Annotated in this window: 14 protein-coding genes; 13 read left to right on the top strand and 1 reads right to left on the bottom strand. The window is 42.5% G+C overall.

Features of this window, described 5'->3' with window-relative positions:
* Positions 1 to 280 precede the first annotated feature (280 nt).
* From ACYVAA_RS15025 to ACYVAA_RS15000, 6 genes are all read left to right on the top strand, one after another.
* Positions 281 to 2,947, top strand: coding sequence for a family 78 glycoside hydrolase catalytic domain (locus tag ACYVAA_RS15025; protein ID WP_460543157.1), 2,667 nt, complete (start codon positions 281 to 283; stop codon positions 2,945 to 2,947).
* Positions 2,948 to 3,260: 313 nt separating this feature from the next.
* Positions 3,261 to 4,586, top strand: a complete 1,326-nt coding sequence (locus ACYVAA_RS15020; protein WP_460543155.1) for a sulfatase family protein — start codon at positions 3,261 to 3,263, stop codon at positions 4,584 to 4,586.
* A gap of 40 nt (positions 4,587 to 4,626) precedes the next feature.
* Complete coding sequence (gene rhaM / locus ACYVAA_RS15015; RefSeq protein WP_460543153.1) at positions 4,627 to 4,941, top strand: L-rhamnose mutarotase; 315 nt, start codon at positions 4,627 to 4,629, stop codon at positions 4,939 to 4,941.
* 209 nt (positions 4,942 to 5,150) lie between these two features.
* Positions 5,151 to 7,259 (top strand): bifunctional aldolase/short-chain dehydrogenase, encoded by a 2,109-nt coding sequence (locus tag ACYVAA_RS15010; RefSeq protein ID WP_460543151.1) that lies wholly within the window; start codon positions 5,151 to 5,153, stop codon positions 7,257 to 7,259.
* Between the two features lie 2 nt (positions 7,260 to 7,261).
* Positions 7,262 to 8,545 (top strand): TIM barrel protein, encoded by a 1,284-nt coding sequence (locus ACYVAA_RS15005; protein WP_460543149.1) that lies wholly within the window; start codon positions 7,262 to 7,264, stop codon positions 8,543 to 8,545.
* Positions 8,546 to 9,047: 502 nt separating this feature from the next.
* Positions 9,048 to 10,409 carry an FGGY-family carbohydrate kinase gene (locus tag ACYVAA_RS15000; RefSeq protein ID WP_460543147.1) on the top strand — a complete coding sequence of 454 codons (1,362 nt, stop codon included), beginning with the start codon at positions 9,048 to 9,050 and terminating at the stop codon, positions 10,407 to 10,409.
* A 90-nt stretch (positions 10,410 to 10,499) separates the two neighbouring features.
* Here ACYVAA_RS15000 and ACYVAA_RS14995 read toward each other — a convergent pair whose 3' ends face one another.
* Positions 10,500 to 11,387 carry a helix-turn-helix domain-containing protein gene (locus ACYVAA_RS14995; protein WP_460543145.1) on the bottom strand — a complete coding sequence of 296 codons (888 nt, stop codon included), beginning with the start codon at positions 11,385 to 11,387 and terminating at the stop codon, positions 10,500 to 10,502.
* Positions 11,388 to 11,687: 300 nt separating this feature from the next.
* On the opposite strand from ACYVAA_RS14995, the gene ACYVAA_RS14990 reads away from it, so the two are divergent.
* The 7 genes from ACYVAA_RS14990 to ACYVAA_RS14960 form a co-directional block, all read left to right on the top strand.
* Positions 11,688 to 14,714, top strand: coding sequence for a SusC/RagA family TonB-linked outer membrane protein (locus ACYVAA_RS14990; protein ID WP_460543143.1), 3,027 nt, complete (start codon positions 11,688 to 11,690; stop codon positions 14,712 to 14,714).
* Positions 14,715 to 14,725: 11 nt separating this feature from the next.
* The gene (locus ACYVAA_RS14985) at positions 14,726 to 16,291 is read left to right on the top strand and encodes a RagB/SusD family nutrient uptake outer membrane protein (protein ID WP_460543141.1); all 1,566 of its coding nucleotides are present in this window, start codon (positions 14,726 to 14,728) and stop codon (positions 16,289 to 16,291) included.
* Positions 16,292 to 16,297: 6 nt separating this feature from the next.
* The gene (locus ACYVAA_RS14980) at positions 16,298 to 17,938 is read left to right on the top strand and encodes a glycoside hydrolase (RefSeq protein ID WP_460543139.1); all 1,641 of its coding nucleotides are present in this window, start codon (positions 16,298 to 16,300) and stop codon (positions 17,936 to 17,938) included.
* A complete protein-coding gene (locus ACYVAA_RS14975) occupies positions 17,935 to 19,479 on the top strand; it encodes a glycoside hydrolase family 30 protein (RefSeq protein WP_460543137.1) in 1,545 nt (514 codons plus the stop codon). The genes ACYVAA_RS14980 and ACYVAA_RS14975 overlap by 4 nt, the downstream gene beginning before the upstream one ends.
* A gap of 131 nt (positions 19,480 to 19,610) precedes the next feature.
* Complete coding sequence (locus tag ACYVAA_RS14970; protein ID WP_460543135.1) at positions 19,611 to 21,038, top strand: sulfatase family protein; 1,428 nt, start codon at positions 19,611 to 19,613, stop codon at positions 21,036 to 21,038.
* A 24-nt stretch (positions 21,039 to 21,062) separates the two neighbouring features.
* Positions 21,063 to 22,472, top strand: a complete 1,410-nt coding sequence (locus ACYVAA_RS14965; protein ID WP_460543133.1) for a sugar porter family MFS transporter — start codon at positions 21,063 to 21,065, stop codon at positions 22,470 to 22,472.
* 6 nt (positions 22,473 to 22,478) lie between these two features.
* A partial coding sequence (locus ACYVAA_RS14960; RefSeq protein ID WP_460543131.1) for a DUF5107 domain-containing protein occupies positions 22,479 to 24,337 on the top strand: 1,859 nt, incomplete at its 3' end.

The raw sequence follows: 24,337 nt of genomic DNA, 5'->3' as shown, positions 1-24,337 counted from the left end.
GGGCCAATCAGTACCCTACATATTACTAAACCTCATATCCATCATGATGGATTTAATCAATAAAGGAGAATCTAAATAATTGAGGTGATTTTGGCCAAGGCACTTAGTAGGGAGCAAGGTGGAGGAAAGTGGTGATAGGCCAATAGGTATAAGATAAAGTCTGAAAAGAATAAAGATCATTTCCATGGTAAATAAGCATACACCGATTTTTTTGTGGGGGTTACTAATCCTCTCTGTTTTAATTGCCTGTAAAAAAGAATCGGTGACAAAACCAGGTAGCTTGACTGTTTCGGAGGGATTTGTTAATCCTTTAGGTTTTTATGACCCCAAGCCTACTTTTTCTTGGCAGCTTCCGGTAGCTGAAGATTTAAATAGTCAGAGTGCTTACCGGATTGTTGTAGCCAGCAGTCCAGAATTATTACCGGATAAAGCAGATTTGTGGGATTCCAAAAAAGTTTCCAGTGAACAATCGGCTTGGATAGACTATGCTGGAGCGCCATTGGGTTCAAGACAAAAAGTATTTTGGCAGGTGATGAATTGGAACCAGGATGATTCGCCATCAGCATGGAGCGATATCAATACTTTTGAATTGGGCTTATTGAATAATTCCGATTGGACGGGGGAATGGATTGGCCTTCCTACAGCCGATGAGGGGGTATTGGGGACGAAGGATAATATTATTCATCGACCACAATATCTTCGAAAAAGTTTTGAACTGCCCTCTGATATTATTCGGGCGAGACTTTATATAACTGCCAAGGGGGTGTTTGATGTTCACATTAACGGGCAAGATGTTAGTGATGATGTTATGCCTCCAGGATGGACCCCGTATGCTGAACGTATAGAAACCCTTACGTATGATGTGGCAGATGCTATAAGGGAAGGACAGAATACCATTGGGGTCGAATTGGCTGCAGGATGGTATTCGGGTAGATTAGGTTGGGAAAGGTCATTCTGGAAGGATACACCATCTCCCAAAGTTCTGTGCCAACTGGAAGTGGTCCACCAGGATGGATCCCAGTCTGTCATTACCACTGATGAGAGCTGGAAAGGTACCACTAATGGGCCCATTAGAACGGCCGAGATTTATGATGGGGAAGTATACGATGCCCATTATGAACTAGGTCAATGGAGTACAAATGGATATGATGATCAAACTTGGAGGAAAGTGCAGTCAGAGGCTATTGATCCAAAGGTCCGTTTGGAACCCAAACGCCACCACTCCGTAAAACCAAAAATCTACCTAAGTCCCAAAGAAGTAAAGTCAAAAGATAATACAACAGTTTATGATTTAGGTCAAAATATGGTCGGAGTGCCACATCTTAAGGTACCTATGAAGAAGGGGGATACCTTAAGGGTGAGGTTTGCTGAAATGCTCAGTCCTGATGGGGCTTTTTATACGGAAAATTATAGAGGAGCATTATCAACAGACTATTATATAGCCAAGGAATCGGGGGTGATAGATTGGATGCCTAAATTCACTTTCCATGGATTTCGATTTGTCGAGTTAAGCGGATTCGACCAGAGCAAGTCACCTTCAGAAAATTGGATGCGGGGAGTGGTTCAATATTCAGATTTTGAGTCAAATGGAAGCTTTTCATCATCCCATGAAAAACTTAATCAGTTGCAAAGTAATATCGTTTGGGGGCTGAGGGGGAATTTCTTTGACGTACCTACCGATTGCCCCCAGCGTGATGAACGATTGGGCTGGACGGGAGATGCTCAGGTATTTGGACCAACCTCATTGTTTAATGCTGAGGTATATCCATTTTGGGCCAGTTGGTTACAAAGTGTCCGAGAATCTCAATATGAAAATGGTGGAATTCCCTTTGTAGTTCCGGATGTCCTTAAGAATAATAAGGTAAGTTCTGGCTGGGGAGATGTATGCACGATAATCCCTTGGGAAATGTACCGATACACGGGAGACAAATCCATCTTAGAGGATAATTATGAAATGATGAAAAAGTGGGTAGCTCATCACCAAATGAATGCCGAAAGTTTTATTTCAAACATGAATTCCTTTGCTGACTGGCTTCAGCCATACCCAGAAACAGGTGATAACAGAGGGGATACATCTCCAGCATTGATAGGAACAGCTTTTTTTGCCTATTCTGCGAAACTTACTGCCCAGACTGCCCAGGCTTTGGGAAAAACCAATGAAAGCAAAGAATATTGGGAATTGTACCAGAAGGTAGGCCAAGCATTTGATCAGCAATTCTTTGATTCCGATGGGCAGGTTGTTGGCGTTATGCCCACACAGACCGCCTATTTATTGGCCTTGGCTTTTGATCTATTGCCTGAAGCTAAAAAAGAAAAGGCAGGGAAGAACTTGGTGGCAAAGATAAACGAGGCAGACGATCATCTTCGGACAGGTTTTTTAGGAACACCTTTATTGGCCAAAGTGCTGGATGAAATAGGCGAAACTGAATTAATGTATCAACTGCTATTCAATGAAACCTATCCTTCTTGGTTTTATTCCATTAACCAGGGAGCTACCACCATCTGGGAGCGCTGGAATAGTTATAGCAAGGAAGAAGGATTTAATCCTCAGCGGATGAACAGCCTAAACCATTATGCCTATGGGGCTATTGGCCAGTGGATGTACGAAAGGATTGCCGGTATTTCTCCATTGGAGGCAGGCTATAAAAAAATAAGGATAGCTCCTTTTCCACATGATCCGCTTAGTTCAGCTGCTGCCTCTGTAAATACCATCTATGGAGAGGTCAAAAGTGCTTGGGAAATAATAGGAAATGAATTAACTCTGCATGCCACTGTTCCACCTAATACCGCCGCAAAAATAGAACTGCCCATAAGCAATGTAGATGGACTTTTCGTAAACGGTGGTTTTGCAAAGGATAATTATACCGTGGAGGTATCGGAATCCCGAAATGAACTCCACTTTGAGGTTGGACCAGGTGTTTACCAAATTAACTATAGTATGGAATAGGGATTTACCTGGTTTTCTAATGGGGCAGGCAATCCCGGAATACAGAGGCTGCTACGGCGCCTACTGCCAAAATCCCGCTCGCGCCTGCCATAAACAAGGTGTTCAACGTGCGGAGGAGCTCCCTTTGGTTGCTGAGCCTGTCGAAGCATAAGGGGACTAGGTGGTAATGAGGGCGGACTGATGTCTGCCCTTCAGCTTTTTAATATTTAAAAAATTGTTGACCTCTCGCAGTGCATTTCCCGACCACTGTGCGGAGACGGTTTTGAAACTCGAACAGAGGATGATCAATCCTTAACTAATAAATAAAACAAGTATGAAAAGAACCATAGCATTATTCAGTTTAATGACGGTATTAGGTAGCCTTGCATCCTGTAATGAAAAGAAAGCTACTGCTGAGCAGAAAAAAGAGACAGATCAGAAGTTGCCGAATATCGTATTAATATTATCCGATGACCAAGCCTGGACAGACTACAGTTTTATGGGGCATGAACAAATTGAAACGCCCAATATCGATAGGTTGGCAGAAGAGGGCCGTACGTTCACCAGAGGTTATGTGCCGACATCATTATGTTCTCCTTCCCTGGCTTCTTTGATTACGGGACTTTATCCTAAACAGAACGGTATATTGGGGAATGATAGAATATTGCCTACCGATGATCCTGCTAAAAGGAAGGAAGTCAGAGGAGAAAACTTTAAGCCATTAATCAATGAATTTAAAAAGTTGGAAACCTTGCCCGATTTGTTAAAACCTAAAGGATATCTATCATTTCAAACAGGTAAATGGTGGATAGGCAACTTTAAGAATGGCGGATTTGATCGGGGAATGACCCATGGGGATATCACTCGAGGTGGAAGACATGGAGATGAAGGGTTAAAGATTGGAAGAAATGGCATGGATTCAGTATTTAGCTATATCGATTATGCCCTAGAGAAAGAAAAGCCATTTTTCATGTGGTATGCGCCGATGATGCCGCATGGGCCACATACCCCACCGGATAGCTTGTATCAAAAATACCTTGGCAAAACTTCTTCAACCTATGTTGCCAAATACTGGGCCATGTGCGAATGGTTTGACAGCACATGTGGACAATTAATGGATTATATCGATCAAAAGGAGCTTACGGAAAATACTATTTTCGTTTATGTTTGTGATAATGGATGGGTACAGAACGAGGGGGATTCCGGCTATGACAAGGTATCCAAAAGGGCTCCTTATGATTTGGGAATGAGAACCCCTATCATGATCAAATGGAAAGGTCAAATTACCCCAGTTATGGACACCTCTTCTTTAGTAAGCAGTATTGATATTGTTCCTACCATTTTAAATCTGTTGGATATTGATAAACCAAACGAAATGGAAGGTATTAATTTCTTAGACCAACAGGCCGTTGAGCATAGGGAAAATATTTATGGTGAGATTTATGATCATGATTTTTATTCCACTGAAGATGATCTTTTCTATAATATAGTCTATCAGAAGCCCTATAAATTAATCGTGCCTAACGAGAAAAATAAGCCAGGTGAAAGGATAGAGCTTTTTGACATCTTTGAAGATCCCTATGAACAAAGAGAAATCAGTGCCGCTCATCCTCAATTGGTCCAAGAATTAACCAATAAAGCAAAGGCATTTAGAAAATAACCTCATCCTCATGATTGGTGGGCAATTAAATGAAATAAATATGTTTAGAAAAGCATTTAAAATGAAGTTGTATTCAGGACAACTGGAAGAATATGTACGCAGACATAATCCCATTTGGGAGGAATTAAAGCAGGTGTTAAAAAGCCATGGAGTCAGCAACTACAGTATTTTTCATGACAAGGAAACCAATTATTTGTTCGGATATGCAGAGATATCTTCCGAAGAGCAGTGGGAGTCTATTGCTAAAACAGCCATATGTAGGAAATGGTGGGACCATATGAGCGAACTTATGGAAACCAATGCTGATAATAGCCCTGTTTCGGTAGTCTTACAGGAGGTATTCCATCTGTACTGAGTTAAACGGAATTTGGATTTGTATTTACGCTTTTGATTATGGTCAAATTGTTTATGTTACTTTTTAATTTTTCTGTCAAAGATATTTCAAACTTTTGAAGATGAATTGTATTAGGGCTTGACGCCATACGAAACAGGATGCGTTTCATTTGTCTTTCTGGTACTTTTGGTAAAGTAGTTATTAACCTGCAATCAAAAAAATCAATCATAATGAGCACAGCAGAACGTACATTTAAGCATGTAAACTACCTATGGGACGAGCAGAAGGCCCAGGAACTGGAGGGGGATGAGGTAGCCCTTTTGATCTATCGGTCAAACATCCTTGGATCCGATCTAAGGATCACCAATTACGGCGGTGGAAATACCAGCTGTAAGACCACCGAGACCGATCCACTGACCAAAAAGGAAACGGAAGTGATGTGGGTAAAAGGATCAGGCGGGGACATCGGTACTTTGACCAAGAGCGGACTGGCGGGCCTGTATTTGGAGAAGTTGCATGCCCTTAAAAATGTATACAGAGGTTTGGAGTTTGAAGATGAGATGGTGGGACTGTTTAACCACTGTATCTACGATCTTGACTCCAAGGCACCGTCCATCGATACGCCTTTGCACGCATTCCTTCCCTTTAAGCATATCGACCACCTTCATCCGGATGCGGCCATTGCGATAGCGGCTTCCAAAGACGGTGAGCAGATCACACAGGACCTTTTTGAAGGACAGATCGCCTGGGTGCCCTGGCAAAAGCCCGGCTTTGACCTGGCCCTGCAGCTGGAGAAAGCCTTGGCCGACAACCCCGGTATCCGCGGTATCATGCTGGGCGGACACGGTTTGTTCACCTGGGGAGACACTGCCTATGAGTGCTATATCAACAGCTTGGAAGTAATCGACAAAGCTTCCCAATACCTGGAAGACAATTACGGCAAGAAGCGTCCCGTGTTCGGTGGCCAGAAGATTGAATCTTTGGCTCCTGAGGCACGTAAGGACCAAGCGGCCATTATTGCCCCTGTGTTGAGAGGTCTGGCCTCCGGTTCCAACAGGATGGTAGGCCACTTTACCGATGATGAGCGGGTATTGCAGTTTGCCAACAGCCATGATCTGGAAAAACTGGCCCCGTTGGGAACCAGCTGCCCTGACCACTTCCTGAGGACCAAAATCCGTCCTTTGGTACTGGACTTCCCTGCGGATATCGACCTGGGCAATGCCGAGGAGATCAAATCCAAGCTGGTGAAAGACTTTGAAGAATACAGAGCTTACTATACCAAATATTACGAAGACCATAAGCGTGACAATAGCCCTGCCATCCGTGATGCCAATCCTGTGGTGATCATCTGGCCGGGTGTGGGAATGTTCACCTATGCCAAAAACAAGCAGACCGCCCGTGTGGCCAGCGAATTCTACATCAACGCCATCAATGTGATGCGCGGTGCTGAAGCGGTGTCAGAATATGTTGCCCTGCCATTGCAGGAAGCATTCGATATCGAGTACTGGTTGTTGGAAGAAGCCAAGCTGCAAAGGATGCCCAAGGAGCAGCCATTGTCCAGAAAAGTGGCTTTGGTGACCGGTGGTGCAGGAGGTATCGGCAAGGCCATTGCTGATAAACTGGCCAAGGAAGGCGCCTGTGTATTTATCACCGATATCAACCAGGACCGTCTGGACGAAGCGGTGGCTACCTACTCCAAAGACGTAGGGGCAGGTGCGGTGATGGACGTGACCAAAGGGGACGATATTGTGAAGGCTTATAAAGAAGCGGCCCTGAAATTCGGCGGTGTGGACATCATTGTCAACTGTGCCGGACTGGCCATTTCCAAGCCGATCGAGCAGACTTCTGAGCAAGACTGGGACCTGTTGCAGGACATCCTGGTGAAAGGCCAGTTTGCCGTTTCCAAAGCAGGCGTTGAGGTACTAAGGGCCCAAAACCTGGGAGGTGACATCGTGAACATCGCCAGCAAGAACGCGCTTGTTTCCGGACCTAACAACGTAGGCTACGGTACGGCAAAAGCTGCGCAGGTGCATATGAGCCGTCTTTTGGCCGCTGAACTTGGCAAAGACAAGATCCGTGTCAATGTGGTGAACCCTGATGCGGTGATCGAAGGAAGCAAGATCTGGGAAGGCGAATGGGCAAAAGGAAGAGCCAAGGCCTACGGCATCAATGTGGAAGAACTGCCGGCTTTCTATGCGAAGAGAACCATCATGAACGAGATCATCGGGGTGGATGATATTGCCAATGGTGTATTTGCCTTTGTGGGCGGAGACTTGAGCAAGAGTACAGGTAATATTCTCAATGTGGACGGCGGTGTAGCTGCTGCCTTTGTAAGATAATTATGCGGATAGATCAGCAAAAGATAAAACAGCTGAATGATCAGGCTCTCTCGGAACACCGGGAGAGTTTTGATCATTTGAGCAAAGTCCTCGGACGGAAGCAGATAGATGTCAACAGCATTGTTGAAAAGCTCAGGGATTTCCAGGTGGCAGTGCCCAGCTGGGCCTTGGGGACCGGTGGTACCCGCTTTGGCCGTTTTTCAGGCGGTGGGGAACCGGGCACTTTGGAAGATAAAATCGCCGATGTAGGCCTGCTCCATCAGCTGAGCCGATCGGCCGGGGCCATATCCCTGCACATCCCCTGGGATATTCCTACTGATGTAAATGCCATCAAACAACTGGCGGCCTCCCACGGGCTGGCCTTTGATGCGGTAAACTCCAATACCTTCCAGGACCAGCCGGACCAAAAGCTGTCCTATAAATTTGGCTCTCTTTGCCATGTGGACAAGGCGGTACGGCAGCAGGCCATAGACCATAACCTGGAAGTGATCAAGTACGGGGATGCTTTGGGCTCCAAGTCCTTGACGGTATGGTTGGCCGACGGGTCATCTTTTCCGGGGCAGTTGAACTTCAAAAAAGCCTTCCAGCGGACTTTGGAGTCCCTTCAGGAAATCTATGCGGGGATGCCCTCCGATTGGAAGATGTTTGTGGAATACAAGCCTTATGAGCCCAACTTCTACTCCACAGTGATCCAGGATTGGGGTTCTTCCCATATGCTGGCCGACAAGCTGGGGGACCGGGCGTATAGTTTGGTGGACCTTGGCCATCACCTGCCCAATACCAATATCGAGCAGATCGTGGCCACCCTGATGATGGTGGGCAAACTGGGCGGTTTCCATTTCAATGATTCCAAGTATGGGGATGATGATGTGACCGTAGGTTCTTTGAAACCCTATCAGCTGTTCCTGATTTTCAACGAACTGGTGGACGGGATGGAAGATCCTTCTTCCAACAATCCCTACCCTGCCTGGATGATCGATGCCAGCCATAACCTGAAAGACCCATTGGAAGACCTGTTGCAGTCTCTGGAAGCGATCAACCTGGCCTATGCGCAGGCCATGCTGGTGGACAGGACCGCCTTGGAAGAAGCGAGGGAAAACAATGACCCTTCATTGGCCCAGGAGATTCTTCAGGGAGCGTACAGAACCGATGTAAGGCCTTTATTGGCAGAAGCAAGGCTTCAGGCCGAAGGTGCCATAGACCCTATGGGGGCTTACAGACGTTTGAATGTAAGAAAAGAATTGACCGCCCAGCGGGGAGCAAAAACAGTTTCCACGGGATTGTAAATTCTACACAAGCGGTTATTCAAGTGCAAAATAAATCCCGGCAATCAGTTCACATCGTCTTTAGTTAATAGATTCAGAGAATTGGACATTTTGAAAAGGGGACTGAATTGCCGGGTTTATACCGGCTTTATAAACAATTATAACCTTTACCTGCACAAAGAAACCGTACAAAGAATTCATTGATGTAAGCCATGTATTAAACATATGACAAGTTAATCTCAATAGATTATAGAATCATTCCGGCAGTCCTTTCTTTCAAAAAATGGGTTTAATAGGTTTGAAGCAAAGTTCTCTGCTGAAAGATAAGGATTGCCGGTTTTGTCTGCTTACTTCCTTTAAAAATGGTTCGATTATAGGCTTTCAAGCTATGATAAAAAGGGGTGAGTCAACTGTATATTATTAAAGATTATAAAATTCGTGAAAATCCGTGTAATTCGTGGACTCTTTTAGTTTGAGGTGCACTAAAGCGATTCTGGATTTCTCGCTTAATTAACATGATCCCATGATGCCATTACCGGTAATTGCCATATTTGATATAGGAAAGACCAATAAGAAGTTCTTCTTGTTTGATGAACAAATGAATGAGATCAAGCAGGAATACAACAAGATTCCGCTTACAGAAGATGAGGACGGTTTTGAATGTGATGATCTGGCAGCATTGACCGAATGGATCAAATCTTCGGTAGATAAGGTCTGCAAGTCTCCGGAGTATGAACTTAAAGGGGTGAATTTTTCTACCTACGGCGCCTCCTTTGTGCATGTTGGAGAGGACGGTGAGCCTTTGACACCGCTTTACAATTACCTGAAGGAAATTCCAGAAGAAATTATCGGGGAGTTTTACCGCTCCTATCCTGAAGAAGCCAATAACCTGGAGACGGCATCACCTTCCTTGGGTATGCTCAATTCAGGCTTGCAGCTTTACTGGTTGAAAAATACCCAGCCAGAGTTGTTCAAAAAGATCAAATATTCCCTGCATTTTCCCCAGTACCTAAGTTATCTTTTTACGGGCAAGGCCGTCAGCGAACCGACTTCCATAGGATGTCATACCCGACTTTGGGACTTCGAAAGGGGGGGCTATCACGATTGGGTAAAAAAGGAAGGTATAAATCGCATACTGCCTGACATTGTTCCTACAGGAAAGACTTTCCAAACTGAGCTTTGTGGCCGTGAGGTGAGCATAGGAGTGGGGATCCATGACAGTTCATCTGCTCTGGCCTCTTACCTGGTGCGGATCAAGGAGCCCTTTTTACTGATTTCTACAGGTACCTGGAGCATCTCGTTGAATCCGTTTACCCAGGATCCATTGACCAAGGAGGGCTTGGACAATGACAGCCTGAATTTCCTGAGCATAGATGGCCATCCGGTGAAGGCTTCCCGGTTTTTCATGGGCTATGAATTCAATTACCAGATTGACCGGATCAACAAACATTTTGATAAACCGGAGAAATATTATAAGACGATTCCGGTGGATAAAGCAATTGTAAAAGAGATCAAGGAAGGTGAGGTAAAGTGCAGTTTTTATCCAAAGCACATCGCCGAAACCCCGTTGGTCAAGTCACTTTTTGAGGGCAATGAGTGGAAGCCGGAAGAGTTTGACAACTATGAGGAGGCCTACCACCATCTGATCTGGGGATTGACCTTGTTGCAGGTGGCTTCATTGAAATCTGCCCAGGGTAGTTCTGCTATCCGAAAAGTGTTTATCGATGGGGGCTTTGTACACAATGAGGTCTTTATGGATCTATTGCAGCATCACCTGCCTGGCTATGAGCTGGAATTTTCCGATTTCCCGCTTGGCTCTGCTTATGGAGCGGCCTTGGTGTTGGAACAGGGGGAGAAAAAGCTTTATTCGTCCACAAGGAAATAGTTTCAATGAATGGAGCCTTTGACAGGACATTAAAAGAATATCAGTGGTATCATTTATAAGTTTCTATCCGGGTATTTAGGGAAAATGGGTTTAAAGGTTACTTTTATACTTAGAAGGGGAAACCCCCATGTATTTCTTAAAAAGTCTTGAGAAATAAAGAGGGTCCTGAAAATTAAGTTGATAACTTATTTCCTTAATAGATAGGGAGGTGAGGTTAATCATCTCACAGGCTTTTTGAATCTTAAGTAAGTTGAAATAGTGAATTAAGGAATGACCCGTTTTTTGTTTAAAGAGGGAAAAAATGGATGAGGAAGATTTATTGAATTCCTTTGATATCTCATCAATTTTAATGGATTCATAGATGTGATTATTGAGATACAATATGATGTTATCCACTAACTTATCATTATTCGACTCAATTTTCTTGTTCGATTTAAGGGAGTAATAAATAAAAGAACCCAATGTTTTATGTAGGAGCATGCTTGAATATTCAAAAACCTCTCTCGAAATCCCATTTTTAAACACATCAATGAGGTATTCAAACTCAGCAATACGGTTTTTCTCGAAAGGAATTATGATAGGTTTTCCATCATTTTGTTCAGTAAATCTGTTAAAGATTCCTTTGGAAAGGATACCTGAAAAATGAACCCAAAATATGGACCAAGGATTTTCTTTATCTGACATGTAAAAGTGAGGTTTATTGGGCTCAATGATGAAAAAAGAATTAGGATCTAGATGAAATCGATGATTATCCATACCTATAGTGCCTGCTCCTTCAATACAATAAATAAGAATATATTCATCACTTCCTTTAGGTCTTTTTCTAAAATGATATAACGCCTTTGGGAAATAGCCAATATCGGTAAGATATAGACTTTTGTTTATTTCCGATTGGGAATAGACCTTTAGCAGTCCTCTGGGGATGACCGTGATTTTTTCTCCAATAAATCCTGTTTTTAACAGTGATTCTTTTTTCACCTTTTCGAGCGTTTGATGAGGGTGCTAATATAGAAAATATGTTAATGTGTCTCTTAATTATTTTTTGGATTTTTGTCCATGTTGTAAATATTTTTATCCATCTGTATTTTATTTTTTGATACTATGTTTGTTAATGTTATTACTGAAAATCAACTAATAAAGTTCTTTTGATCAAGGTTCGCCTTCAGTTTTTACCCTGTTTGAAAAACACTGGTTTTTCAATGAATATTGATGGTGTTTGAACCCATTCTTGGGGCTAGTATAGTAGTCAGTTTTACGATAACCTAAAATAATAAAACAATGAGAAAATCTTTATCTCTAATTTGTATGCTCTTATTGAGCTTACATGTCATGGCCCAGAATAAAATAGTGGGCAAGATTACCTCAGAGGATGGACCATTGCCCGGTGTCACCATCGTGGAGTCGGGGACTTCCAATGGAACTATATCTGATTTGGACGGCGGCTTCTCGTTAGACACTTCTACGCCAACACCAACCCTGGTTTTTTCAATGGTCGGATATAAGACTGTAAAAGTATCTCCAGAGACAGGAAAGGAACTCGTCATTAATATGGAGGTGGACATCAAAACATTGGAGGAGGCAGTAGTTATAGGGTATGGTACGGCTTCCAAAAAAGAAATAACCTCTTCAATAGCCACTGTAAAAGGCGATGATTTGAACAAAATGGTAGTAGGCAATATATCCGAATCCATGCAGGGCCTTGCGTCTGGGGTTCAAATTATCAATAGCGGTGGTGGACCGGGAGCCTCTCCCAAGATTTTGATTCGTGGAATCGTAACCAATCAGGGTACCGATCCCCTGATAGTCGTAGATGGGGTAGCTTTACCCCAGGGCTCAAACCTTAACTTCTTAAACCCTGCGGATATTAAAGATATTCAAGTTCTAAAAGATGCGGCAGCAACTTCAATTTATGGTACACGAGCATCGAACGGAGTGGTCATTGTAAATACCAAAAGAGGTCAGGGAGGTCAGACACGTATCACAGCCACGGCTTCTTATGGTATAAAAGGACTCGAAAAACCCAAAATGGCCCGTGCGGAAGAATACGCAAAAGTCATGAATGAACGTGCCACTAATGATGGGCTGCCAGAAATCTATGACTTAAATGCAATTCAGTATGATACTGATTGGTGGGAAGAAGTACACCAAGATTATGCAAGTGTCCAAAATTATAACCTTCAACTGCAGGGGGGAAGTGAAAAAATGAATTACCTAAGCAGTTTAGGTTACCATAGGACGAATTCCCACCTGGAAAAAGGTTATTGGGAGAGAGTTAGTGGTAGGGTTAATTTAGATTTTTCTGTAAGTGATAAATTTTTTATCCAACAGGATTTTAATCCCAGATACGAACATTGGGAAAATACCCCCGAACAATTTTGGAATGTAACGAGGATAGATCCCTTGACTCCAGTTTACCTACCTGTTGATCAAAGGGATGGGCTGAATGAGTACAGCATTTATGGCCGTTCAAACAATTTTGTTTGGAACCCAGTGGCCGCTGTGCGAAGGCAGTTTAATGAATCTCACTATTTTTCTATGTTCTCAAACACAAATTTAGAATATGATGTTTCTAAGTATTTAAGTGTTTCTTCCAGATTGGGACTTACTTTTGATCAGACAAGGAATGATGTATACCAACCGAAATTTGTGATTGAGCCTAATCTTGAGGATAATCAGCAAAGTAGGGTTAATTCAAGGTTTACCCATTCTTTTAGTTACGTATGGAACAATCTTGTTAAATATACCCGCTCTTTTGGACTTCATAATGTTAATGTTACTGCAGGGGTAACAGCTGAAAGGTACCAGAGGAATTACCTTTATGGTAGCCGGAATGATGTGATTCTTGACGGGGAAAACTATCAGTTTTTGGATGCCACTACAGGTGATGCAATTCAAGCCAATGGAAATGAATTTGCCAATTCACTTTTCTCTTATCTGGCAAGGGGAATGTATAATTATAATAACCGGTATTTCCTTTCAGGATCCTTTCGTCGGGATGGGTCTTCCCGATTTCCTGTGGAAAATCAATGGGCCAATTTTTATAGTCTTTCGGGAGCTTGGAGCATTTCAGATGAAGACTTCTTTAGTGTAGACTGGGTTAATAATTTGAAATTAAAGGCAGGTTTTGGGCAAGTAGGGAACCAAAATATTCCTTCTTCAGCCTTTTTGTTTCTAGTGGACAATGAAAGCTATGTTTTCGGGGTAAATGAAGATAGGGTAAATACAAATCAGATTACCCAATTTGGAAATTCCAAACTTCAATGGGAAACGGTACAAGATATAAATGTTGGTTTAGAGGCTACTTTGCTAAGTAATAAATTAACGGTTTCGTTGGATAGATATGTCAAAGAATCCAAGGACTTGTTATTCCCAACCTCATTGCCATTGTATACGGGGAGTCCTTCCACCATCATCCAAAATGTTGGAAGTTTCAAATCAAAAGGTTGGGATGTAACTCTAGGGTATAATGATACCTTTGGCGAACTGTCAATCAACCTTTTGGCTACCATTAATACCAACGAAAGCAGAGCTGTTGAATTAGCTCCGGGTAATGAAAGGATTTTAGCCCAGAAGCAATCTGTTTTTGGTAATAATTTCCTGAAGATCACAGAACTAAACCAACCTGTGGGGCTTTTTTACGGGTTTGAAACCGCTGGGATTTTTAAGAACCAGGAGGAAATAGATGCCCATGCAACAGAAAATGGAACAGTTATTCAACCGAATGCAAAACCCGGTGACATGCGATTTGTGGATCAAAATGGAGATGGGCGTCTAAATGAAGATGATATGACCACCATCGGAAATCCATTTCCGACATTATATTCCGGATTAAATCTATCCGCTAATTATAAAAAGTGGGATTTGACCATGCAGTGGTATGGGTCGTTTGGAAATGATGTTTATAATTATTTAAAATATTTTCAAACCTCTGGGGCCTCAAACACAAATATAAGGGAAGGCTTGTTTGATGAAGTTTGGAGGGAAGGTAATACCCATGCGGTTATCCCACGGCTTTCAGCTAATGATCCCAATGGGAATTTCAAAAGGTCTTCCGACTACTTTATTGAAGACGGATCATATGTCCGCTTAAAAAATCTTCAGTTAGGATATACTTTTAATTTACCCTCACAGGGTAAAATCAGAATGTATGCTTCAGGTCAAAATTTATTTACATTCACTAAATATACTGGATTTGACCCAGAGGTTAGTGATGACGGATCAGGTGTGATTAATGGATATGGGATGGATTATGGATCATACCCACTTTCAAGAACTTATGTGCTTGGTCTAAACATTAATTTCTAAACCCAAAAGACATGAAAAAATTAGCAATTATATTATCTTTCATAGGGTGCTTTGGATGTGAGAGTTTCTTGGAGGAGCCAGCTCGATCCACTCCCACATTAACTGAAATTTTCACTAGCGAAGAAGCTGTGGTAGCCTTTATCAATGGGGCTTATGATGGGATTCAGGAAAATGGTTGGTGGCAAATCAACTTTTACCGTCAGATCATGGACATGGCTACAGATGATTGTTGGGCCGGTAATACAGAACAGCCAAGACCGGATATCCTCACTATTGCACATTATAATAATGTGGATATTGGATCCACCTACTTTGAAACTTTTTGGAACTATCAGTATAGAGGTATCACAAAATGTAATGTGATCATTCAGGAAATTGAAAACGTGGATTTTGATGAATCACTGAAAAGCAGATTGATCGGGGAAGCCAAATTTCTTAGGGCATTCTATTATTTCCAATTGGTAAAGAACTTTGGAGGTGTACCCATGGTAACCACTTTTAATGAATTGCTTCAACCTGAGGTTCGGAATTACACCAGAAAGTCAGCTGAGGAAATTTATGCCTTTATAGAGGCAGATTTGAGAGATGCCATTGATAGGTTACCGTTAAAAAGTGAGTATGCACCATCTGATATGGGCAGGGCTACAAGGGGGGCTGCACAGGCTTATTTGGCCAAAGCCTACCTTTTCCAAGAAAAATGGAATGAGGCGGCAGATATGGCCAAACAAGTGGTGCAGTCAGGTCAATACGATTTAGAGCCTGATTTCCAAAATGTATGGCATGTAGAAAATCCAAACGGGATTGAATCGATTTTTGAAATTCAATATAGAACGGACCCAACTTTTAGTATAGGAGGATTCTTTGGAGTAACAACAGGTTCACGAGCAGACGGAGGATGGAACTGGTGCGTACCCTCAAGCTATCTGGAGAAGGCTTATTTGGATGAAGGGGATGATATTAGATTAAGAAGCACTATAATTAAGCATGGAGAACCTGTTTTTGGTGATCCTGAAGTGACCGAGTTTAATGCGGTTCCCGACAGGAATAAATCAGGAAGGATCAATAGAAAATTTTATATCCCCAAAGCTTACCGGGATCTTCCTTACAGGCCTGGAAACCTGGCTTTAAATCATATCTTCATGAGATACGCGGATTTATTACTAATGTATGCGGAGGCATCTTTTCATACCGGAAATGAGTCCGAGGCTATAAATGCGCTTAAACAAGTTAGAGATAGGGTTGAATTAGAGACGGACATGTCCTTGAGCGGCGATGCTTTGAGAAATGCCATATGGAAAGAAAGAAGATTGGAGCTTGCCTTAGAACAGCATAGACTATATGACCTAAGACGACAAAAAATAAATGGTCAACCTCGTATTGCGCAGGTATTCGGACCCGATGGAGACTTTGTGGTTTATAACACTCAAGAGAGTACCGACCCCTTTGAGCTCAATAATTTACGGGAGGACCAAGCTAAGGGAAGTACATTTGATCCAGACACCCACCTGTTGTGGCCTATACCAAGCAGTGAAATCGTTCTGTCCAGTGGGAGAATAGAGCAGAATCCTAATTATTAAATGGACATGATGAGATTCGCCTGTATTATTTGTGGGTGTTTGGGTTTGATATTGACTGGTTGTGATGACGGAAAAAGCAATCCCAATGACCCACAGTTTAGACCTAATCCTCCTTCCAAAGGCTTAATTATAGACCTATCTACAGCGCACCAAACGATGCACCATTTTGGTGCATCGGATGGATGGTCTGCTGAAATAATAGGGAAAAATTGGGCTGATGAGGATAAAGAATTTATAGCAAAACATCTATTCAGCAAAGAATTTGACGAAAGTGGAAAACCCGTAGGAATTGGTTTGTCCATGTGGAGGAGTAATGTAGGGGCAGGAAGTGCCAATCAAACCAATAATGGCTTTTCAGATAATTCATGGCACAAGGCTACCGAATGTGCTTTGACTTCTGATGGTGCATATGATTGGGAAAACAATCAAATTGGTTCCAGGTGGTTTATGGAAAGGGCCAAATCATATGGCGTGGAATATTTGACCGCCTGGGTTACTTCTCCTCCGTATTTCATGACCAAAAACGGGTATACCTTTCGTACAGAGGATGTGGTGGGGTATAATCTGCCTCAAGAAAGATATGATGAATTTGCCGATTATCTGAATGAGTACCTCAATTACCACCGTTCCAAAGGTATCGATTTAGATTATATAAGCCTTATTAATGAGCCGCAATGGGAATGGAAATCATCACCAGGTGATGCAGCACAGGAAGGAAGTTACTGTACTAATCAAGAAGCATTTGAGCTGACCAAAGTAGTCAATGAACTGTTTCAAAAAGAGGGGCAACTTACCAAAATACTTTTGCCTGAGGCAGGAGATTTACCGGTTATGCATAGTTTCGTTTCAAAACATGCGCAGACCTCCAATCAACTGGACGTCTTTTGGAACCCAAACAGTGGCCAGTTTCTCGGACAAATGAATTCCGTGGCTCCTCTGGTTGCCGGACACAGCTACTGGTCAAATGGCTCTGTAAAATCCGCTATAGAGAACCGAATTAGCCTGAATAAGAGACTTCAATCGTTTGGAGTGGACTTTTGGCAGACTGAATACAGTTTGTTGGGAACCGCTTATAGAGAAGGAAGAGATCCATCACAAATGTTGGCAATCGATTATATGCTATGGTTGGCCAGGATTATACATTGGGATATATCACTGGCAAATGCCACTGGATGGAGTTTTTGGACAGCTTGTAGTGCCTCCAAATACGGGGACCATGAGAACAGATTTGGTTTATTGACCTGGCAGTCGGATGTTCAAAACCGAAATTCTTCAGCAGGTACAATAGAAGTATCCAGACTTCTATGGTCTTTAGGACACTTTAGCCGGTTTATCAGGCCTGGTTATAAAAGAGTGGAAGTCATCAATACCTTATATGATTCAGAGATCAAGGCTGCATCTAATTTAATGGCCTCTGGTTTTCTTTCACAGGACAAGAAAAAGTTAGTGCTTGTAATCATTAATTACGGTGAAAAGTTGGAAGAACCTGTAATTGAAAATTATGGAGAAAGCATTGCTTTTGAAAATGACCAAGTTCAAATCTATACATCGAATTATCAATCTGATATGGTGCCAAAAACCATTAAAATCAGTGATTTACAAATACCAGCAAAATCCATAGTAACATTAACTGCAGAATTGGAATGAGACCATTAAGCTTATTAGCTGTACAAGTTCTTGTATTAGCGTTTTGTGAAGAAGTAATTGGGAGGCAGTTGTTAGTTATTGAACCTGAAAAGCACTACCAAACAATGGATGGCTTTGGGGCTTCGGATGCCTGGAGAACACAGTTTGTGGGTGCCAACTGGCCTGAAGAAAAGAAAGTGCAAATTGCTGATTGGCTCTTTAGTAAGGAGACAGATGATAAGGGAAATCCTAAAGGAATCGGACTATCTATGTGGCGTTTTTATATCGGGGCTGGAAGTACCGAGCAAGGGGATAGTTCGGGAATTAAGAACGAATGGAGAAGAGCGGAATGCTTTCTTAATCCTGATGGAACATACGATTGGACTAAGCAACAAGGTCAAAAGTGGTTCCTTTCTGCTGCCAAAGAAAGAGGGGTAGAAAGTTTCTTGGCCTTTTCTATTGCTGCTCCCACTTTTTTGTCCTTAAATGGAAAAGGGTATTCCGTGAAGAATGACCCAAGAATAAATGTGAAGCCAGGCAAACTTAATGATTATGCCAGGTTTCTGGTGGAAGTGGTAAAGTACTTCAAGCAACAGGATATAAGGTTTAATTATCTAAGTCCTTTCAATGAACCCCAATGGGACTGGTCCAAAGCAAGCCAAGAGGGAACCGCGGCAACAAACGAGGATATTTATCTATTTACCCGGTATTTGTCCAACTTACTTGAAGAAAATAAACTAGATACTGAACTGACACTGGGGGAGGCTGGATCTATAGAATATTTGTATGACAACCATGATAGTGAAAGTCAAGGGAATCAAATTGAAACGTTTTTTGATACACAATCACCTCTTTACGTTGGCGGTTTATCCAATGTTAAACAATTAATTACAGGGCATAGCTATTTCACCACCTGGCCAACAAGTAAACTTATTGAAACGAGAGCAGGATTAAGAAATAAGTTAGATCAATATAAAGGATTGGATTATTGGCAAACTGAATTTTGTATTCTTGAAAAGTCTCCGGAAATAGGGTCAGGTCAAGAAAGGGATTTAGGGATGGCAACGGCATTGTACGTGGCAAGGGTTATCCACTCGGATTTAACGATAGCCAATGCTTCAAGTTGGCAGTGGTGGACAGCGCTTACCACTTATGATTTTAAGGACGGGTTAATCTATTTAGACACAGGTAATCCTAACGATTTATTCAATCGGGAAAAAATGAAAAGTGATGGGGCTATTCATGATTCCAAATTGATGTGGGCCTTTGGTAATTTTTCCAGGTTTATTAGACCTGGGATGCAAAGGGTAAATGCCTTCTTTAAAAATGATACAGAGGTAAAACTATCCGCTTATACATCTGGTCTTGATGAGGCTACTGTGGTAATGTTGAATGATTCCCAGAAAAGTGAGCGTATTCTGTTAGGTGATCACTACGTGTTTTCTGATCTATACATTACAGATGAAAAAAGGAACCTGGAGCATTATGAGGTTAAGGAAAATTCGATTGAAATCCCTCCAAGATCTGTGGTTACTGTCATTGGAAAGCTTAATGGAAAATAATGATGAAAACATTTTCAACAATTTACCGGATATTGAATGGGACGTTATTTTTCCCATGGATTGTTTTAGGTAGTTTTTGCCTTCTCTTTTACTGTTGCCCTGCGAATGCCCAGGAGCAACCTAATATTGTCTTGATCTATGTAGATGATCTGGGCTATGGGGATATTGGAGTAAACGGCGCAATAGGTGTGGAGACTCCTCATGTGGATAAACTTGCCAAAGAAGGATTAAATTTTACCGATGCGCACAGTAGTGCGGCTACCTGCACCCCGTCAAGGTACTCCTTGCTAACCGGAAGCTATGCATTTAGAAATAAAGCGGCCATTTTGGAAGGAGATGCTCCATTGATCATAGATACTGAGATGGCCACCTTGCCAAAGATGTTACAGAAATCGGGCTATCGAACGGGGGTGGTTGGTAAGTGGCATCTAGGACTTGGTGACGGTACCATTGACTGGAACAAAAGGGTGGGGCCAGGACCAGCAGAAGTGGGCTTCGATTATAGCTTTTTGATTCCGGCCACGGGAGATCGGGTTCCTTGTGTTTATTTGGAAAATCAAGTGGTAATCAATTTAGACCCCAGTGACCCTATCTCAGTGAGCTATGGATCTAGAATCGATGGCTATCCTTTGGGAAGCGAGTATCCTGAATTACTCAAACAATATACAGATCCGTACCATTTGGGGGCGGTCATCAATGGCATCAGTCGCATAGGTTATATGAATGGGGGGAAAAGTGCACTTTGGGTTGATGAAGAAATTCCCTTTGTTTTGACCGATAAAGCCACTTCGTTTATGGCAAGCGTCAATGAACAACCTTTCTTTTTGTATTTCTCGCTACATGATATCCATCAGCCACGGATTGCCAATGTACAGTTTATAGAAAAAAGCGGAATGGGGCCACGAGGTGATGTGATTGCTCAGATGGATTGGTGTGTAGGGGAGATCATGAAGGCTTTGAAAGAATCAGGTAGGGAAGAAAATACCATAGTGATTTTTACAAGCGATAATGGTCCCATTTTAGACGATGGATATGTGGATTATGCCAGGGAGCTTGTTGGAAATCACAGGCCTGCCGGTCCATTTAAAGGAACCAAGTATTCCGTTTTTGAAGGGGGGACAAGAGTGCCCACCATTGTTCACTGGCCAGATAGGGTAAAACCAGGGGTAAGCGATGCCCTTCTTTCCCAAGTAGATTTATACGCTTCTCTTGCACATCTTATAGGCCATGAGATCACTGCCGGTGAGGCTCCGGACAGTAAGGAGTTATTGGGTGCTTGGATGGGGGAGATTGGTAAGGGAAGAGATTTCTTGTTGGAAGAGGCATATACGTTTGGACTAAGGTTTAAGCATTGGAAATATATCCAACCTCGCCCCGGTAATGTGCCACAATGGTTAAAGGATAAATACGTTGACCCTGGATTTTCTCCAGATGAGCAGCTTTATGATTTGGCAGTGGATCCCTATGAGACCAACAATTTGGCAGCCAAACATCCTGAAGTTGTGGCCAAGATGAAAAAGCGGCTTGAGGAAATCAACAACGGTTCCATAAAAAAATAAAACAATCCATTCGAAAAAAAAAAGATGGGAAATACAATCTTAAAGCGTAAAACAAAATATAACCTGCCATATCTGTTGGCATTGGCCTTTACTTCGGCTCTTGGTGGTTTGCTGTTTGGGTATGACTGGGTGGTCATTGGAGGGGCAAAGCCCTTTTATGAATTGTTTTTTGAAATCAATCATTCACCACAACTACAAGGCTGGGCCATGAGCAGTGCTTTGGTCGGCTGTATTTTCGGTGCGATGCTTTCAGGGACGGTATCGGACAAATATGGCCGTAAATACCCTTTGATCTGGGCTGCGGCTTTGTTTGTGGTATCTGCTTTTGGCAGTGGATATGCCAATGATTTTTACTCGTTCATCATCTACCGCCTGATTGGGGGAGTGGGCATAGGATTGGCATCAACCCTCTCCCCGATGTATATAGCAGAAGTGGCTCCCGCAGAATTGAGAGGAAGATTTGTGGCGATCAATCAGCTGACCATTGTGATCGGTATTTTGGCCGCCCAGATTGCCAATTACCTAATTGCGGAACCTGTTCCGGATGGGATTACAGACGATGCCATGTTAACTTCTTGGAATGGTACTGTGGGATGGAGGTGGATGTTTTGGGCTGAACTGGTCCCGGCAGGAGCCTTTTTCCTTCTAATGTTTATGGTCCCAAAAAGTCCCAGGTTTTTATTGAAGTTAGGCGAAGAAACTAAATCGACCCATATCCTACGTAAAATAGGAGGACAAGAATATGCCGACAGGGAGGTCAGTATAATCAAAAATACCTTTAGCGAAAAGGATGATAAAGTCCACTTTAGAGATTTAACTACCCCCAAAATAAAACCTATCGTAATACTAGGGATTGTATTGGCCATATTCCAGCAATGGTGTGGGATCAATGTCATATTCAATTATGCAGAAGAAGTCTTCAGCAGTGCTGGCTACAGTGTGGGAGACATGCTTTTTAATATTGTTATTACAGGAAGTGTAAACCTGGTATTCACACTGGTGGCTATGCGGACAGTGGACAATTGGGGACGAAAAAAACTGATGTTATTTGGTTCAGGAGCATTGGCCATGATCTATTTTTTCCTCGGTCTGAGTTATTTTCTGGGATGGACAGGACTACCTATTTTGATATTGGTGGTCTCCGCCATAGCCGTTTATGCCATGTCATTGGCACCGATCACGTGGGTGGTGCTATCGGAAATTTTCCCTAACCGGGTACGTGGGTTGGCCATGTCAATTGCCACATTCAGTCTTTGGATCGCCTCTTTTGTACTGACTTTTACATTTCCCATTCTCAATAGTGAGTTTGGAGCCTACGGAACCTTTTGGGTGTACAGCTGTATCAGTGCGATGGGCTTTTTATTCATACGAAAAAAACTACCGGAGACCAAAGGCAAAAGTTTGGAAGAAATAGAAACAGAATTCTTAAGATAAAATATTATGAGCAACATTGAAAACGTAAAAGCTTGGAAGGAAAGGATAGTCATCCCGACTTATGAAGTGAGCGAGGCTGAAAAATATCCCATTTTTTTAGAAAAGAGGGTGTATCAAGGTAGCAGTGGCGCCGTATATCCCAATCCAGTAATTGAGAAAATAAGTGATGAAAAGACGGATAAGTTATGGGATGTGATCTATTTGGAAAACCGTTATTTAAAAATAATGGTGCTGCCGGCTTTGGGTGGACGAATCCAGATGGCTTATGATAAGGTTAAGGAAAGACATTTTGTTTATTATAATGAGGTGATCAAACCGGCTTTGGTAGGTCTTACCGGACCATGGATTTCTGGGGGCATCGAATTTAACTGGCCACAGCACCACCGTCCAAGTACATACGATCCAGTCGACGCCACTATAGAAGAAAATAAGGATGGTAGTGTAACCGTTTGGGTGAGTGAAGTGGAGCGCATGTTCCGCACCAAAGGGATGGCGGGCTTTACCTTGCATCCGGATAAGGCTTATTTGGAGATAAAAGGAAAGCTTTACAATAGAACTCCGCATCCACAGACTTTTCTGTGGTGGGCCAATCCGGCCGTAGCGGTAAATGACCATTACCAATCAGTATTCCCTGAGGATGTCAATGCGGTATTTGACCATGGAAAAAGGGATGTTTCCCGTTTTCCAATTGCCACCGGTACCTACTATAAAGTAGATTACTCCGCAGGAGTGGATATCTCCCGTTATAAAAATATTCCGGTTCCCACATCCTATATGGCTGTCAATTCAGACTATGATTTCGTCGGAGGATATGAAAATGATACCCGCGCAGGTTTGTTGCACATAGCCGATCACCATGTCTCACCAGGTAAAAAACAGTGGACCTGGGGAAATGGTGATTTTGGACATGCCTGGGACAGAAACCTCACAGATCAAAATGGTCCCTATATTGAATTGATGTGTGGGGTCTATACGGATAATCAGCCTGATTTTTCATGGATACAGCCTTATGAGGAGCGAAATTTTACGCAGTATTTTATGCCTTACCAAGAAGTGGGGGTGGTTAAAAATGCTACAAAAGACGCGATGCTGAATATTACCCTAAAGGATGGAAAAGCAACGTTGGTTGTATATGCTACAGGAATTTTCACGAAAAGCAGGATTATTCTTTCCGAGAACAATAAAGTGTTATGGGAAAAAGAGTTTGATTTCAGCCCGGATAATGTGTTTAACCAATGTATTGCCCTAACGGAGCAAACAGAAGGATTAACACTGGAAGTGAAGGATAAGAATGGACGGGTTTTGGTGGATTGGAAACAAAAGCCTGAAGAATTGAAACCAGTTCCAGAAGCAGCGAAGGCGGCCAAAGATCCCAAGGAGATTAAGACGAATGAGGAATTGTACCTAACAGGCCTGCATATTGAACAATACAGGCATGCTACCTATAGACCTGAAGATTATTATAAAGAGGCCATCAGTCGAGATGCCGGAGATGTACGTAGCAACAATGCCCTTGGATCGTTGCTATTGAGAGGAGGAAAGTTTGAAGAGGCAGCGGTTCATTTTCAGTTAGCCATTGATACGCTCACCAAATATAATCCAAATCCTTATGACGGAGAACCCTACTTCAATAAAGGAGTAGCATTAAAACTGCAAGGAAAGCTGGATGAAGCCTATGCAGCATTTTTCAAATCTTGTTGGAATGCTGCCTGGCAGGATGCCGGCTACTTTAATGTGGCTCAGATAGCAGTATTGCGTGGAGAACATGAAAAAGCCCTAGAATTGGTGGATAAATCACTTATCCGCAATTGGCACAATCATAAAGGACGCCACCTAAAAGTAGCCATACTGCGTCAACTAAATAG

The sequence above is a fragment of the Echinicola sediminis genome, from assembly GCF_054777495.1.
This window is presented reverse-complemented; position numbering and strand designations above follow the sequence as displayed.

Coding starts and splice junctions, on each gene's coding strand:
- ACYVAA_RS15020 (WP_460543155.1), top strand. CDS start 3,261: ATGAAAAGAACCATAGCATTATTCAGTTTAATGACGGTATTAGGTAGC.
- rhaM (WP_460543153.1), top strand. CDS start 4,627: ATGTTTAGAAAAGCATTTAAAATGAAGTTGTATTCAGGACAACTGGAA.
- ACYVAA_RS15010 (WP_460543151.1), top strand. CDS start 5,151: ATGAGCACAGCAGAACGTACATTTAAGCATGTAAACTACCTATGGGAC.
- ACYVAA_RS15005 (WP_460543149.1), top strand. CDS start 7,262: ATGCGGATAGATCAGCAAAAGATAAAACAGCTGAATGATCAGGCTCTC.
- ACYVAA_RS15000 (WP_460543147.1), top strand. CDS start 9,048: ATGATGCCATTACCGGTAATTGCCATATTTGATATAGGAAAGACCAAT.
- ACYVAA_RS14990 (WP_460543143.1), top strand. CDS start 11,688: ATGAGAAAATCTTTATCTCTAATTTGTATGCTCTTATTGAGCTTACAT.
- ACYVAA_RS14985 (WP_460543141.1), top strand. CDS start 14,726: ATGAAAAAATTAGCAATTATATTATCTTTCATAGGGTGCTTTGGATGT.
- ACYVAA_RS14980 (WP_460543139.1), top strand. CDS start 16,298: ATGATGAGATTCGCCTGTATTATTTGTGGGTGTTTGGGTTTGATATTG.
- ACYVAA_RS14975 (WP_460543137.1), top strand. CDS start 17,935: ATGAGACCATTAAGCTTATTAGCTGTACAAGTTCTTGTATTAGCGTTT.
- ACYVAA_RS14965 (WP_460543133.1), top strand. CDS start 21,063: ATGGGAAATACAATCTTAAAGCGTAAAACAAAATATAACCTGCCATAT.